Source organism: Leptospiraceae bacterium (assembly GCA_024233835.1).
GTDB lineage: Bacteria > Spirochaetota > Leptospiria > Leptospirales > Leptospiraceae > JACKPC01.
In genome coordinates this window covers 644,192-659,339 of record JACKPC010000001.1, presented here as the reverse complement: position 1 = coordinate 659,339, position 15,148 = coordinate 644,192, and the positions used below count along the sequence as shown (strand labels likewise).

At 34.8% G+C, this 15,148-nt stretch carries 10 protein-coding genes; 2 read left to right on the top strand and 8 right to left on the bottom strand.

Annotation, left to right across the window (positions count from 1 at the left end; all coding sequences use genetic code 11):
• Positions 1-4: 4 nt before the first annotated feature.
• The 3 genes from H7A25_03090 to H7A25_03080 all read right to left on the bottom strand — a co-directional run bounded on the left by H7A25_03090 (position 5) and on the right by H7A25_03080 (position 5,230).
• Complete coding sequence (locus H7A25_03090) at positions 5-1,510, bottom strand: AAA family ATPase (GenBank protein MCP5498862.1); 1,506 nt, start codon at positions 1,508-1,510, stop codon at positions 5-7.
• A 270-nt stretch (positions 1,511-1,780) separates the two neighbouring features.
• Positions 1,781-3,979 (bottom strand): Ig-like domain-containing protein, encoded by a 2,199-nt coding sequence (locus H7A25_03085; GenBank protein MCP5498861.1) that lies wholly within the window; start codon positions 3,977-3,979, stop codon positions 1,781-1,783.
• A 114-nt stretch (positions 3,980-4,093) separates the two neighbouring features.
• Positions 4,094-5,230, bottom strand: a complete 1,137-nt coding sequence (locus tag H7A25_03080; GenBank protein MCP5498860.1) for an ATP-binding protein — start codon at positions 5,228-5,230, stop codon at positions 4,094-4,096.
• Positions 5,231-5,756: 526 nt separating this feature from the next.
• Here H7A25_03080 and H7A25_03075 point away from each other — a divergent pair.
• Complete coding sequence (locus H7A25_03075) at positions 5,757-9,113, top strand: AAA family ATPase (GenBank protein MCP5498859.1); 3,357 nt, start codon at positions 5,757-5,759, stop codon at positions 9,111-9,113.
• A gap of 10 nt (positions 9,114-9,123) precedes the next feature.
• Complete coding sequence (locus H7A25_03070) at positions 9,124-10,113, top strand: phosphoglycerate dehydrogenase (protein MCP5498858.1); 990 nt, start codon at positions 9,124-9,126, stop codon at positions 10,111-10,113.
• On the opposite strand, the gene H7A25_03065 is transcribed toward H7A25_03070, so the two are convergent.
• The 5 genes from H7A25_03065 to H7A25_03045 are packed head-to-tail and all read right to left on the bottom strand — an operon-like array spanning position 10,110 to position 15,121.
• On the bottom strand, positions 10,110-10,628 hold the full coding sequence (locus H7A25_03065) for a YkgJ family cysteine cluster protein (protein MCP5498857.1): 519 nt from the start codon (positions 10,626-10,628) through the stop codon (positions 10,110-10,112). The two genes, H7A25_03070 and H7A25_03065, sit on opposite strands and share 4 nt — an antisense overlap.
• A gap of 14 nt (positions 10,629-10,642) precedes the next feature.
• Positions 10,643-11,620: a DUF4340 domain-containing protein gene (locus tag H7A25_03060; protein MCP5498856.1), complete on the bottom strand. Its 978-nt coding sequence runs from the start codon at positions 11,618-11,620 to the stop codon at positions 10,643-10,645.
• Positions 11,617-13,473, bottom strand: coding sequence for a Gldg family protein (locus H7A25_03055; GenBank protein ID MCP5498855.1), 1,857 nt, complete (start codon positions 13,471-13,473; stop codon positions 11,617-11,619). The genes H7A25_03060 and H7A25_03055 overlap by 4 nt, the downstream gene beginning before the upstream one ends.
• Positions 13,470-14,195 carry an ABC transporter permease subunit gene (locus H7A25_03050; protein ID MCP5498854.1) on the bottom strand — a complete coding sequence of 242 codons (726 nt, stop codon included), beginning with the start codon at positions 14,193-14,195 and terminating at the stop codon, positions 13,470-13,472. The genes H7A25_03055 and H7A25_03050 overlap by 4 nt, the downstream gene beginning before the upstream one ends.
• Positions 14,192-15,121: an ABC transporter ATP-binding protein gene (locus H7A25_03045; protein ID MCP5498853.1), complete on the bottom strand. Its 930-nt coding sequence runs from the start codon at positions 15,119-15,121 to the stop codon at positions 14,192-14,194. Before H7A25_03045 ends, H7A25_03050 begins: the two co-directional genes overlap by 4 nt.
• Positions 15,122-15,148: the final 27 nt, after the last annotated feature.

Below are 15,148 nucleotides of genomic sequence, written 5' to 3'. Positions count from 1 at the left end.
TATTTTAAACCATCACTTCAAAGATTTTTTTGTTTTCGACTTCGCTCCATTTGTTCGTATACTCCTTGTTTTGGTTAAAGTTAAAAGCAACCAGATAACCTACTGCATGGTTTCTACTGTCCAGATAGCCTGCTAATTGTAGCAAGCCTTCTTTGTGGTAGTCCGCTCCATACCAGAGTTTTAGTTCGAGGATATATTCTTTCTTATTAAAGGTAATTATCATATCACTTCTGCGCTCATAACTATGCTGTGCTTCCAGATAGTAAAAACCATTACCGTTTATGATGGGCTTAACAAAAGCGATAAGCAATAGCCTTCCATGCCTTTCGTAGAATTCGATGTCCCTGTCGGAATAGGTGCTTTTAATAAATTCCTGGAACTTGAGTAGAACACGTTCCATATCGAGGTTGCCGGATGAGTCTATATAAGCGTTTTGAAAGGTATATTCATCAATTGGTATATTTGATAATTCTATTTTTGATGTAAAATAATTAGATATCCTAATTTCAAATATTTTATTATCAATCAACAATTTATCCGATGAACCTCTCTTGAAAATACCATACATTACTCCCATATCGATAATGAAATTATCTATATTGTAATTATAACTTTTTCCATTGACTATTATGGATTGTAAGATTTCATTTAATTCAGAATGGTTTTCTATATTCTTAATCAAGTCATCAAATAATGTATTCTGCTCTGCTAATATTATATTTATTGCTTTTTTGATTCCCTCGATAGTCCACTCTCTATCCAAATCTTCATCGATAAGCTTACAAATCTTGCTAACCAGAAAAGGATAACCGGATGTAAATTTATAAATCTCCTCACTTAATAAGGGTACATCCATCTTCCTATCATCATTTTCTTCTTTCCATTGATTCAACATTGACTGAATTTCTTCTGCACTAAAACTCATATCTATTTTGAATTCAGTCGCTATGTTCCAGGGACTGTTGTAATAAGCTTCACTATCAGGACGCAACTTCTTCTTGATATTTTTCACGTCATGAACACCGGCTAATATTACACTGTGGAAAGTAAAATCACTTCCCTTATCCCTATTCAGATATTTATTTCTCAACATTCCGAGGAAATTCAGAAAAATAGAATGATTGCTTGCTTTATCCACTTCATCTATTATTAAAATGACTTTCTTTTCTTGTTGTTTTACGAATTTGGCAATCGCTTCCGATACCTGTTCGAATGTTTTTAGACCATTTCCTAATTTCAGAAATTTTTCCTTAAAGTCATCACTTTCGTAGATTAAGCCTTTGGAGAGTGTATAAAAAACAGTTGAGCAAAGGTTCTCTTCCGTTTCAAATTTCGTTTCTCCAACCCCCTCAAAACTGGTGGAAATTAAAAGGTATTTGTCTTTGAGTGATTTTTCTAAAAGATATAAAGTCGTGGTTTTTCCGTATTGTCTCGGACGGCTGATTGTAAAGTATTTTCCCCGCTCAACTAAATTCATGATTTGCTGAATTTTTTTGCTTACATCCACCATATAGTGCTTTTCAGGGATACAGGTGCCGGTGATGTTGAATTCTTTCACAAGAGCAAAGCTAAAGTGGAAATGTTTCCGAGTCAAGAGGATTTTTCTGCCCTTATAAGGGGCTGGCGGTCTCCGAAAAACCGGGATTTTTTATTGCTCTTTGCATGTTGCTAAAAAATTTTTAGACCGCCCTTACGGGCGGAATTAAAATCCCCAAATTATCAAAGCACCAGGCTACTTGTAGTGAGCGTATCGAACTCACTTGTAGTGAGCGAAGCCGAACTACGGTCCGGATACACAACGAACGTAAAAACTAGTGGCCTTACTGATACTGGATATACCTCCAAAATGGAAGACAACAGTCATGGCAAGGCTATTGTGGCCTCGAAAAGCAGACGATGACCAATAGTAGTAAGCAAGAGTGTCAGGAAAGAAGTTTCCATTGATTTTAGCATTTGATACTGCTGGATAATTATTTCCAGATAAATCTATTAGAGATTCTAATTCAATTAAACTTGGAAGACGCCAATCTACCCTACCTGTGAAACCTCCTGTTGGAGTTGTATTAGCATCATTGCAGGCTTTATAAGCTATATAATGATTCCAAACACCTGTATTATAAACTGTTCCATAGGAACCAGAATAAGTTCCAGAAAATCCACTTGTTATAAGAGTTCCATAGGTTCCCGAAGTTGTTCCTCCATTACAATCACTATCTGCTTCTCCACAATATTTATATAGTCCAATAGTACCAACGGAACAATCATCTCCCGTTCGAGGGACGCCAGGGTTATTACTCATACTACATTTCATCCACGTTAGTCCTGTACTTTTATCATAAACCGTTCCATCTCCATTATCCACATACCAAGTCTTTGGCTCCATATAGGGGTCGCAAGATATTATAATATTGTTGACATTTCCAATCGCTGATCCTGTCCCTCCTAACACTGTACAAGTTTGTGTGGAAGGATTCGTTTTTACTGTTACAGTATAGGAACTGTCATAATTGATACTTGTTCCAAATGTAAAACTACCATTTGCGGACAACGTTAAATCATTTCCGGAGTTTAATTGCAAAATAATATTTTTCCCGCTTCCCATTCCGGAAAGATTTCCACTGATGGAAAAAGTAGATGTTGCACAACTAACACTGACACCAGTTACATTTGCTGTGGCTGCTCCATTGCCATTGGTGACTGTGCAGGTCTGGCCTGTGGGCTGAGTTTTCACTGTAACAGAGTAACTGTTTGCCACTGCTGTAGAAAAGGTAAAGGTTCCTGCGGATGTCAGGCTTAGATCATCCCCGGCGTTGTTCTGCAATACAAGAGTTCCACTCAGTCCACTGATGCTTCCTCCGATGGTATAGGTTACAAGTCTCGCGGTAGTAAAGGTAATTACCTTACTTTCCGCCAAAGCGTTCCCTGCCATATCTGTGAGAGAATTAGTAAGAGTAACTCTGTGCTTTCGTTCTGTAGTGAAACTTTTCTTTGGCTTAAAAACGAGACTTTTTCCTTCTAATGTAGTGCTACCCATCACAGGTAATGCTACAGTCTCAGAAGCCAGTTCCTCTACCATTAAAACTCCATTTTTGATACTTGTCACATCGGGAGTTTCTGAGAGATTGAAAATAATAGGAGTATTATTCGAAATATCCACAGCAGTATCCGAAGGAATAGTAGACTCGACCGCTGGTGGAGTTTTATCGGATGTATCATTCGTGGTGAAACTAATCGTCTGTGCGGATGCAAGGGCATTGCCGGCAAGGTCTTTAATACCGGTGTTGATGTTTATCTGATATGTAGTGAAGGATTGCATTCCTTCGCTACTGGTAGGTTTTATCTGCACGACAGATCCGTAATAGGTAATGGTTTTTTCTACAATACTATCTCCCTGTTTTAGAACCATATTCTCATCTGTCACAGTTTGTGGATCCAAAACCTCTGTAAATACCAAATTGATTCCCGAATTAGTCGCCACATCTGTCGCACCTGTTGAAGGAGTACTTTCCTTAAATGCGGGAGAAGTGGTATCTATATCATTTCCTGTAGTAAACTCAAGAGTTTCTTCCTGTAAAACAGGCTTTACATTCCCACTCAAATCCCTCACCGTATTTTGAACTTTCACCCTATGCTTCGTATTTGCCAAAAAATAGGTTTCGGGTTTAAAGCTAAGGGAATTCTTACTCGTCTTAATGCTTCCCTTCACCTCTTCATTTCCCGCATAGACTTTTATTGTATCAGATGTGACAGAGCTTGCCAGTATCGGTTCATCATAGACTACAAGTATAGAACGATTTCTCGAAATCTCCGTTTCATAGTTAGAGGGCACACTAAAGTTTATTTCGGGAGGAGTCACGTCTTCGAGTAGGGCAAGGTAGTGCAGGAAAAATCCCGGATTCGCTTCAAAAAGATTGTTAAAATGAATATTCGGCACACAGGAGGATAATAAGAAAAAAAATATAAATAAAAAAGATTTCATAGGATTCTCCATTTACAGGAAAAGAATTATTAAACCTATTTTATTTTACTAAAATAAAAAGAGCAAGAGATATTTCATTCAAAAGGAGGATGGAATACCTTTTCGTAGATTCTCTTAAAGGCTTAATAAATACTCTTCATAATTATCTGTAGAAATTATCTCTGACTTTTCGATACAGTAATTTTCGGTAAAAGTTTTTGGAAACTTATTTTTAGTTTTAGGACTCCACTTATATTCATATATACAAAGTTTACCATTCTCTTCTTCGACCACATCAATTTCTTGTTGAGCACTTGTTCTCCAAAAATATTGTTGTATATCTTTTTTATTGTTTAGAATCAATTTTCTCCTTTCACTCATCAGATAATTTTCCCACAAAGCTCCTTTGTCGGTTCTGAGTTCCAAAGGTTGGTAATTCCTAAGAACTGCATTACGAACCCCATTATCATAAAAATAAATTTTCTTTCCTTTTTTAATTTCATTCCTCACATTTTTACTGAATGCCGGAACAATAAAAACAACAAATGCTTTTTCCAATATATGAATATACTTTTCTACCGTAGCAGGATCGGAAGATACTGTCTTTGCCAGTTCATTATAAGAAACCTCACTTCCGATTTGTAGTGCTAATGCTTTTACAATTTTTTCTATGAATACTGGTTTATGAATATTATCCATCATTAAAATATCTTTATATAAATAGCTTTCGGTTAATAATCCGAGTAGCTCTTTTTCTTCTCCCGGGTGAGTAACAATTTCGGGGTAACTTCCATAGATAAGACGATTTTCCAGTAGTCTTTTTTCTTCCAGAATACTAAACGAAGATGAGAGTTCATAAAATGAAAATGGAAAAAGTTTCCATTCGTATTTTCTTCCTGTAAGGGATTCACCCGTCCGGTTTTGCAAATCAAAAGAGGAAGAACCGGAAGCGATTACCTGCACTTCCTTGATTTGATCTATAATAAGTTTTAAAGATAGCCCGATTTGAGAAATTCTCTGAGCTTCATCTATAAAAATAATTTTTTTATGTCCAATCAGGTTTCTTAATTTTGTGGAAGTAATATTTTGGAACAATTCTCGAATGTCAGGTTCATCTCCATTTAAAAAAAGGACATCATCCTTGCTATCTTCCAAAATCTTGTGAATAAGAGTAGTCTTCCCTACCTGTCTTGCTCCATAAACAAGAATTGCTTTTCCTCTAAAAAAAAAGCTTTTTATCGATTTTTCTATATATCTATCAATATTCTGCATGACTAATTGCTATATTATTATAATATTTTTGGATTACAATCATAAATTATTATGTTTTATGGAATAGATAAAAAAACAGAGGATTCAAAAAAGCTCTTTGCATGTTGCCTAAAAATCTAAGCAACTACCCGGACAAAATACCGTCTGTCACTCTACCCATTGCTAAAAATGATGCTACAGGCTCTTGCAGCTTGCTTTTCTTTAATAGATAAGTCTATTTTAAGACACGCTGTAAGAGTTTTGAAAGGTATATTCATCGATTGGTATATTTGATAATTCTATTGATTACGAGGTTTTTGTTATACCACTTATCTTATATGTGGTAAAGTTCCAGCCGAAAGTATGCACAAAGCCGTTACCACGTCCTTATTAGGAAAGTTCAGGGTTTACTTTTTTTTAATTTATTCTTTTCATTAATATAGCCTATTACAGATTAAACCCTGTGGAGAGAATTTATTACCGCATTTTTTTAATAGCAGGCTTTATCCTCAGCATTTTTTTTCATAAGTCAGTCTTTGAAAGAATTTTGCAATGGTTGAATATACAATTTAGCTTTTCAGAAACCTATGTTCCAACTTATTTTCTTTTAACCGGGGCTTTCGTTTCGATTTATGTCGTATATTATCTTTATATATACCTTCAAGATACAGATCTTAAAATGCCGGAAGATCCACAATCTCCTATCAAAGGTCTGCAATCTTTTCGTCAGGAAGACTATGCACTTTTCAAACGCCTGCAAAGAGAAGATATTGCCGGTGAATGTTTCCAATTTATTACATCTAAAAATTACAGATTAGGAATTCTTTGTGGGGAATCGGGAGTGGGCAAGACCTCTCTCATTCAGGCCTCTCTAATTCCTCGTTTATCCGGTGAAAATTCAACTTTTCAATGTGTATATATCAAACTCTCCAACGAGTATGTTATTAGCTCTATCCGCAATGCATTCATTAAACAATTAGACTTACCGGAAGAAGAAACCCGTGATAAAGATTTTATAAACCTCTTAAATAAGGCCAGGGAAAAGGTGGGTGGGAAAACCCTGGTCCTAATCTTTGATCAATTTGAGCAATTTTTTGTTCATCGAAAAACACGAGAAAAGCGAAAACCATTTTTGGACATCATCGAAGACTGGTATAAAAATTATGGTCGATACCCGATGAAAATATTCATCTGTATTCGTAACGACCTGATGGGATATTTATTTGAATTTCAGGAAACTATCGAATATCCTTTAATTGCCACCCAAAACTATTTTTATATAGAAAAATTTACACCCAACCAGGCATTTCAAATTATTAAAGTGATTGCTGAAAAAGAGAACCTGACTTTTGATGATGAGTTTGTTCGTGAACTTACCGAAACAGAGTTAGCCGATAGACAGGATGGCCTTGTTTCTCCTGCTGATATCCAAATATTTGCTTTAATGGTAAGGGAACATAAAATCAGGGGAGCCAAGGCCTTTACCCGTGAAGCCTATGAAAAATTGGGCGGGATAGAGAGTTTATTATTCCGCTTTCTCAGAGAGCAACTTTACCGACCCGGACGTAAGAAAAATGTAGCTATATATATTCTAATTCTTCTTACCGACCTGGAAAGAAACGTTCGTTCGGGTGTTAGAACTCTAAAGTATATTCAAAATCGCTTAAAAAGTATCGCCGGGGAAAAAACGATTCAATCCAGTCTAAATTGGTTAAAGCGCCTGGGTATTGTAGCAGAAGTTCCTCAGATGGGAGAAGACAAATTTGCATATGAACTCACTCACGAAAAGTTGATTCTTCCGCTTCAGAAACTTGCTGGCCCTCTTATCTATTCATCAGAAAGAACCAATCAGATTCTTGATAACTATTACCGAAGATGGCTCGGAAATGAACATGCAAAAAAATTTCTTTTAGGTTTTAGAGATTATTTAAAGGTTCGAAAATATAGACCTTTCCTGAACTGGGGTACAGAAAAAGAACAGAAAGAAGATTTTATTATCCTCAGTGAAAAAAATCTTTTAAAGACTTTTCTTCTTATCTGCTTTTCAATTCTCTTACTATTTTCTCCGGCTATGCTCTGGTTTTCCAATACAGGACAAATCTGGCAGATACAAAAAGATATTATTTCTCTATTAAAGAAAACGGAAAAAAACTCTTCCTGGTTAAAACGGATCGCTGCTTCTTTTCTTATTAAAGGAGAAATCGAAAAACTAAATAAAGTGTTAGAAAATATAGAAGAACCATCTCTAAAAGTTAAAACTTATTTAGAACTATTTCGTATAACTTCTATTCTTTCAAAAAGAGAACTCTCCGATCTCTTCTTTAGAGAAGCAAGAAAGATTCAGGATGAGATAGAAGATATTCCTATCAAAGCCCGTCTACAGATAGAAATAGCAGATAGAATATGGGAAAAGCCTGAAAGAAGAACAGAAGCCGTTTTTCTTCTAAAAGATGTTCGAGATAGCCTTGTTCCTAAAATTGAATCAAATAAAATTAAGGTAGATATTTTACTGGAAATTGTAGATTACCTTTTTAAGAAGAAGCAGAAAGAAGATATTATAAGCTTTATAGATGCAGCAGAGCCGTACACAGATGGAATTGATGATAATGTCCATAAAAGTATAGCCCTATCTAAGCTCTTTAAATACTCCGTATTAAGTGGCAAACCAAAAGAATTAAAATCATTTTTAAAAGATATAAATACCATTCATAAAAAAATAAAAAGTTACACATATAAAACTGAAGCAGAAATGATACAGGCTTTATCTTTATCTGAAATAGGCAAAATAACAGGAGAAGAAGAATTCTTTAAAGAAGCGGCAGATATAGCTGAAGATATAAAATTAAAACCGGATCGTTATGCTACCTTGAGAGATATTTCTTCTCAAGCCCTCGATAAAGCCAGGGAAACAAATGAGATAAAATTTGTAGAGCTTGCAGCAAAGGTTGCAAAAGAGATAGGTTCGGACTCGGATAGGGCCTATTGCTTACTACAGATAAGTAAATATGTATCATCAAAAGACAATGAAGGAGATATTGATTTTTATCTAAAAAAAGCAGAAGATGCAATGGACGACATTAGCCTTGCAGAATCAAGGGCAAATATGTACAGCGAATTAGCAGCTTTGTATATTCAAAAGAAAAAATATGATAAAGCCATGAAACTCTTAAAGGCAGCACTCAAAACTTCCAAACGTATCCGATATCCTTATGAGAAAGCAAGTGTCTTGAGAGAAATTGCAAGACTCAGTTTACAAATCGGTGATAAAAAGCAAGCCTTACAATTAATTAATATATCAATGGAACAGGTAAAAGATGTTCGAGAAGATTTTTATAAAGTAAGTTCAATGGTGGAGCTCGGAAAATTATACGCAGAATCGGGGGAATTAGAAAAATGTATCGAGATATTAAGGAACGCTACGGAATTAGCCGCCCTGATTTACTATGAATCCTATCGCTCCGAATCTTTGCGAAATATTGCGACAACAGCAGCAGAACTCGGTATGAATTTCCATAATGAAAGCTTATTAAAATATTCTATATTTATAATTAACACGATAAAGACCAGTGCCGATAAAGCAAGAGTATTAAGAGATATTTCAATTATCTACAGTAAACTCGGCAAAAATAAAGAAGCCAATAAACTTCTTGCTGAGTCACTTAAAAGTGTAAAGGATATACCGGAGGAACATTTTCGTTTCGCAGCCTTACGCAGCATTGCAGAACTTTATGTTCAAAACAAAAACTGGTTTAAAGCCCGGAATATTATAAATCAAATTACGGATCCGGCTACTCGAATTCAAGTTTTCGGATACCTATTGCAAAAAGAAGCAGAAACTAAAGAGCCGGACTTGAAAAAATTAGAACTGGATAAAAGTTACGAAGAGTATACTTTTTTATGGTAAGCTATATTCTATGAAAAAAATTTTTGCTTCTGTTTATCCTTTTGGCAAATACGAACCGGCTTGCCTGAAAGTTCTAAAAACGACAGGCTATGAACTTATACAAAGTCCCCATAAAAGGAAATTAAGTCCTCTTGAATTAGTCGACTACGGAAGGGATGCAGATGTTTTAATAGCAGGCACTGAAAATTTAGAACCATATATTCATTCTAATTCTAACCTAAAGTTTATCTCCAGGGTAGGTATCGGCTTAGATTCCGTACCTTTAAAACTCTGCCGGGAAAAAGGTATTCGAGTATCCTATACTCCTGATGCAGTAACTATGGCTGTAGCGGAAATGACAGTTGGACTTATTCTTATTCTCCTTCGTAAATTGCAGTTAGCTGATATGGAAATAAGAAGCGGTGCTTGGACGAGATATGTGGGTAAAAGGATCGAGAATATTAATATTGGCATTGTGGGATTCGGAAGAATTGGAAAAGCCTTAACTCGTCTTCTTTCTTCTTTCCGTCCAAAATCTATCCTGGTTTACGATATAAAAGATAAAACTCCTGAGATAAACCAATATCAAAAACAATACAGCATAAATCTTAGAGCTCTCAATTTACATGATCTATACAGAGAGTCAGATATAATCAGTCTTCATGTTCCCCTCTATCATAAAACCAGAGACATGATAGGAATAGAAGAGCTAAAGATGATGAAAAAAGATATTTGTCTTATTAATACAGCAAGGGGAGGAATTATTCGGGAGAGTGATTTATTACAATACCTTAAGGGAAATCAGGAAGCTTCTGCGGCCATTGATGTATTTACGAAAGAACCTTATTTTGGAGATTTAAAAGAGCTTTCGAATATATTTTTAAGTCAACACATGGGCTCCTGCTCTATCGATTGCAGGATAAATATGGAATTACAGGCAGCCGAAGAAGCTGTAAGGTTTATCTTAGGACAAAAACTTCACTCAGAAGTTCCGGATGAGGAATACGAGTACCAGGATTAAGCCCTCTTCTTTGTTGTTTTCTTCGTAGGCTCACTTTTCATTCCACCCTTTTTTACTTTTAATTCTGAATTTTGTTTTTTACTCTCACGCTTTAGCCTTCTCTTCTCTTTTTCTTTTTCCAGGTATTCTTGCATGGCTTCAGGAGTCTCAAATAATTCTTTATGATCTTTTCCTACCCTCGAACAGGAATCAGGTGAGTAATCTTTGCATAGTTGAGGTCTATCCTGATATATACCACATTTTCCGTCGCTTCCTAGTTGGGTACAGGGGGTAATAAAAAGAAGATTCCAATCATTATCGTTATCAATATATATTTGGACATTTCTATGCAGTAAGAACCAGCGATATTGATCCAAAAGCTCTTTGGAATTGGGTTTATCTAAACCTACTGCCACATACCTGCAGCAGCCGGTACAGGCAAGACAGATTTCGGATTCTGTCATCTGCTTTTCATTAGGAAAGCTGGGGAAAACAAGAGGTGTATCTCCCTTGCTAAATGTTTTTTTCTTTTTCATTGTAATGACCCGTTTTATTTTCCTTTTATTATAAGCTGTAAAAGGTCTCTTAATTCTTCTATTCTATTTTTTTGAATAAAAGCAGGACTCTGTTGAAGTTTTCCCTCTAATTTAATTTGAAGTGGAGAGTATTCCACAGAATCAATTAGAATACTTTTATATATGGATATGCTGTAAAAATCACCATTTGTGAGCTGTATTTCCAGACGACTTTGTTCTGAACTCAATGAATGTATAATTGATATTTCATCTGCATATTTATCAATTGATAAAGATAGAATGAATCCCGAAAGCTTTGAAGAATGAGGAGGAGATAAAGGTTTATCAGTTTTATTGTTCAACCAGAATTTAGATTTTCTATTTGCAAGGTATTTGAAATCAGCAAGAAATTTAGTATTTTCTGAATACTTCAAAGATTCAAACTCATATCCTTTAAGAGAAATAAAAGAAGGATTGCGAAATTCCCTTAACTTTCTTTTAAACCTATCCAAAGTATAGGCAGGTAACCTGGTAATTTTCTTATCGGCTAAAATGTAGCGAAAAGATTTATCTCGACTCAATCGACCTAAAAAAATAGTTACAGTCTCTTTATTAGTTTTATGTAATTTTACAATAGGACATTTGTCTTGAATATGAAATTCTAAGCGATTCTTTTCTGTATCAGCTAAGGATGTGTCTGAACGTAATACGGCTAACTCCTTCAATAAGTTTTTAGTCAGATACCCTGCTTCATAAACAAATCCTTGAGAATCGGTAATTGAAAAAACAGGTTGTTCACGTAAAGAATGAGGAAGTCGTTTTACAGTAAAAGAACTTTCTAAAAAGCCTGGACAGGCATTTCCTCCTCCGGAATAGGAATAAGACAGGGCTGTAAAGTCATGTTTCCAGATAACAAATTCATCTTCCTTCTCCTCTTTCTTTCCACTAAAAAGGAAAACAATAGAAAAAACAAGAAAGGAAGAAATTATGAGTAAAACTTTAAAGATGTTCATACATCACTTCTTTCACTCAAACGCTTCTTGTATATAAGATACGAGGAACTGATAAGCATTACAAATGCAGGAAAAATAAATAAGGAAACAATCCATATAAAAGTTTTCTGATATTCCTTTAATGAAACAGGTAAAATTTTACTCGATCGAATCGGAATTTCGGAACTTAAAATTCCTCCATTTAACCATAAGAAATTGTTTAATACAAAATGACTATTCGTGATAACTGAAATATCCAGAGGATTTTTAGTTTTAGGATAAAATCTATCAGTCAACCAGGATGTACCGGAATAAATAATCATCGAACCCGTATCTTTTCCTTTCAACAATACTCCTAAAAGCTTTGAACCTTTTTCCTCTGTCTTTGGATCAAAGGCCAAATTCTGATTCTTATCCAAAAAAGTTTCAATAGGAGATTTTAATAGTATAGTATATTCTAAATTACCATTTCTTTTTATCGGTTCAAAATAACCGGAGGAAGGAAAAAGAATTGTAGCTCCTGTGGGTATATCTTCATTGATAGGATGTGATCCGAAAGCATTAGTGCGAATATAAGCGGGTTTTCCGGAAAATTGCATTAAAGAGCTCGGCTTAAACTCTAAATTAGCTTTTTCTAAAATCCAATCAAATGTTTCTTCTCCTTTCGGGTCCAGACTAATAAATAAATTTCCTTTTTTTTCTGAAAAATACTTCCATATCGCTTTTCTGTGATTTTCTGAAAACTTTTGCACAGGACCGATTATTGCAATGGTATCAGCATCCTCAGGAATTTTTTCCGGCCAGGAATTAGAAACACCCAAATTTTCCACTGTATAATTCACATAACGTATATTATCAATCAGTGTTTGTATACTCTCATCCGGAATAGCTGAGTAAATAATGCTAAATCTTTCGCTATTATCCGAAGTAAAATAAATTTTCTTCTTCTCTTGACTAACACTCAAAATAGCCTGTATTAAATTTTTTTCCAGGCTATCTAATTGTTCCTTCCTGCTTACAATGAGAGTCTTTTCAGCAAATAAAGTTGTATCTAAAATAGGTTCATTTTTTATTGCACGAATATGAATCATTCCATTGGAAATTTTATCATAGTTATGTAATTTATTTGTTTCCACCTCTGCATTAATAAACTCAAATTGAATACGGGAAGGATTAGCAGAACGGATTTGTTCTAAGAGAATTTGAATTTCAGGGCGAATCGCTCCAAGTGCAAAAGCCTGTTTTTCATCAGCACTGGAAGAAGATTCTAAGGGTCTTGGATAAAAAGCAGTAATTTTAAGATTAACCTCAAGTTTCTTTAGAACCGAAAGACCGTACGGTGATAAAGAATGCTTTTTTTGAGAACTGGGATCGAAGTGAAAGTTTCGCTGAACCGCTATATAATTTAGAGCGAACAATAGGGGAAGAATAATTAAAAAACCGGAGAAAGTCTGAATAAATACACTGCGTTTATCCCTATCCTGAAAAGTTTGTGCATGAACGGAACGCAAAGCGAAATCAAGTAAAATACTAAAAATAATAAATAAGAAAGTAGATAAAGTTAAAAGAGCAAGAATAAAAGTTCGAACCGCCGATAAAGCACTTAGCTCTTCTGAAAGACCTGAGCGCGGGGGAACTTCATAATAATCATATAAAATGAATAAGAAAAAACTAATAAAACCAAGACCGCTTAGAAATAATTTAGCTCTTTTGTTTTCTGTAGTTTTATATAAAAGCTGAGTAAAGAAGCTTGAAATGCAAACTATACCCCAAATAGTTTTATAAAACTTTGTTTCAAGGTAATCATAGACCAAAAAATAAACGAACAGGGAAAGTAAAGGCAGGTAATGCAGAAATGGATATATAAATCTCATCCTCTCCACCTCCTTGATTCGAGATATTTTAAAGCCAGGAAGTTAAAGAAAAAACTACCGGATAAGAAGAAAACAATACCGCTAAAAGGAATGGTTCCTCTTGCAAAAGCAATAAAGTGAGAAAAAATATGGAAATGATATAATACTTTTCTCGTTGTCTCTGAAAATAAATGAGAAAAAAAGCCTAAAACCCAGAGAAAAAGAATAATCAAGATAGAAGTTAATAAAGAAATTACCTGCCTGGAAGCAATACTACTTCCAAAAATTCCAATTGAATACGTAAAAATACCCAGAAGAAAAATTCCCACCGAACCTGAAATGATTATATAAAAAGGTGCTTGCCAGAAATGTATTAAAAACAAAGGAAACAAAGCATTAATAAAAACTGTAATGATAAAACAAATGCTAAGTCCGAATAAAAATTTAGCAGAAATAATTTCCAGATCACTTACGGGAGATGAAAATAAAAGTTCAAGAGTTCCTTTACTTTTTTCTTCTACAATACTTCCCATAGACAGGATTAACATTGCAATAATAATCGTTAGCATAAAGGCAAGGAATGTAAAAATAGTAGCTTCTTCATGGTTGGAACGTTCATTAAAATTTAAAACCATAATGAAAAGAGAATTTAAGAAAGCTGTTCCGCCAAGCACCAGAGGAGCCATATAAGTTCCGAAGAAAAGTTTTAATTCTTTATAATATATCCATTTTATATTTTTCATGAATGCACCCTGTTAAAAATATCTTCAAGGCTCAGCTCCTGCCTGTATAAAGCTTCGAGGCTTAAGTTGCTTTGAGACAATTTATGAATTAACTCAAATTTAAAATTTTCTTCTTCTTTCGCTTGAATTAAGAAATTAAATCCCCTGAAACTTTCAGATAGAAATTCAAATGTAAAAGTCGTTTCAAGACCTTTTAGAAAAGACTCACAGATTTCTCTATCCCCCTTTCCAAGACTAATGATAAGCCGGGAGAGCTTTTCTAATTCAAGATCTAAGGACTCATGATCCAGATCATAAACCAGGCACCCCTCCTTAATAAAAAGAAAACGGTCACAGGTTTTATAAAGTTCAGATAAAATATGGCTTGATATTAAAACCGTATGCTTCCCGGAAAAACTTTTTATCAACTTTCTCATTTCAAAGATTTGTCCGGGGTCAAGGCCCGAAATGGGTTCGTCCAAGATTAAGACCCTCGGAGAAGCTAAGAGTGCCTGGGCTATTCCTGCTCTTTTTTTATAGCCCAGAGAAAAATGTGCAAGACGTTTATGTTGTACATCCTTTGTATCGGTCTGTATAAGGACTTTATCAATAGCAGAATCGATTTGTTTATCAGGAATTCCTTTTATCCTTGCAACAAAAGTAAGGTAGTCTTTCAGGCTAAGGTCTTCGTAGAGAGGGGGAGTTTCCGGGAGATATCCAATGAGTTTTTTGGTTTGTAAAGGTTCTTTAAAACTATCAATTCCATTGATTAACACTTTACCGGAAGAAGGTAACAAGAAGCCACTTAAAATTCTTAAGCTGCTGGTTTTTCCGGAACCATTTAAACCCAGAAGACCGACAATTTCTCCTTCTTTAATTTCAAAGCTCAGGTCTTTAACAGCCGGAAAGGTATTGTAGTATTTGCTTAGATTTTCAACCCGGATCATAATATAAAAGTCCTTTTCTATGAAAAC

Bases quoted from the DNA above. Each gene is read 5' to 3' on its own strand.
- H7A25_03060 (MCP5498856.1), bottom strand. From the start codon at position 11,620: ATGAACATCTTTAAAGTTTTACTCATAATTTCTTCCTTTCTTGTTTTT.
- H7A25_03055 (MCP5498855.1), bottom strand. From the start codon at position 13,473: ATGAGATTTATATATCCATTTCTGCATTACCTGCCTTTACTTTCCCTG.
- H7A25_03065 (MCP5498857.1), bottom strand. From the start codon at position 10,628: ATGAAAAAGAAAAAAACATTTAGCAAGGGAGATACACCTCTTGTTTTC.
- H7A25_03085 (MCP5498861.1), bottom strand. From the start codon at position 3,979: ATGAAATCTTTTTTATTTATATTTTTTTTCTTATTATCCTCCTGTGTG.
- H7A25_03045 (MCP5498853.1), bottom strand. From the start codon at position 15,121: ATGATCCGGGTTGAAAATCTAAGCAAATACTACAATACCTTTCCGGCT.
- H7A25_03050 (MCP5498854.1), bottom strand. From the start codon at position 14,195: ATGAAAAATATAAAATGGATATATTATAAAGAATTAAAACTTTTCTTC.
- H7A25_03090 (MCP5498862.1), bottom strand. From the start codon at position 1,510: ATGGTGGATGTAAGCAAAAAAATTCAGCAAATCATGAATTTAGTTGAG.
- H7A25_03080 (MCP5498860.1), bottom strand. From the start codon at position 5,230: ATGCAGAATATTGATAGATATATAGAAAAATCGATAAAAAGCTTTTTT.
- H7A25_03070 (MCP5498858.1), top strand. From the start codon at position 9,124: ATGAAAAAAATTTTTGCTTCTGTTTATCCTTTTGGCAAATACGAACCG.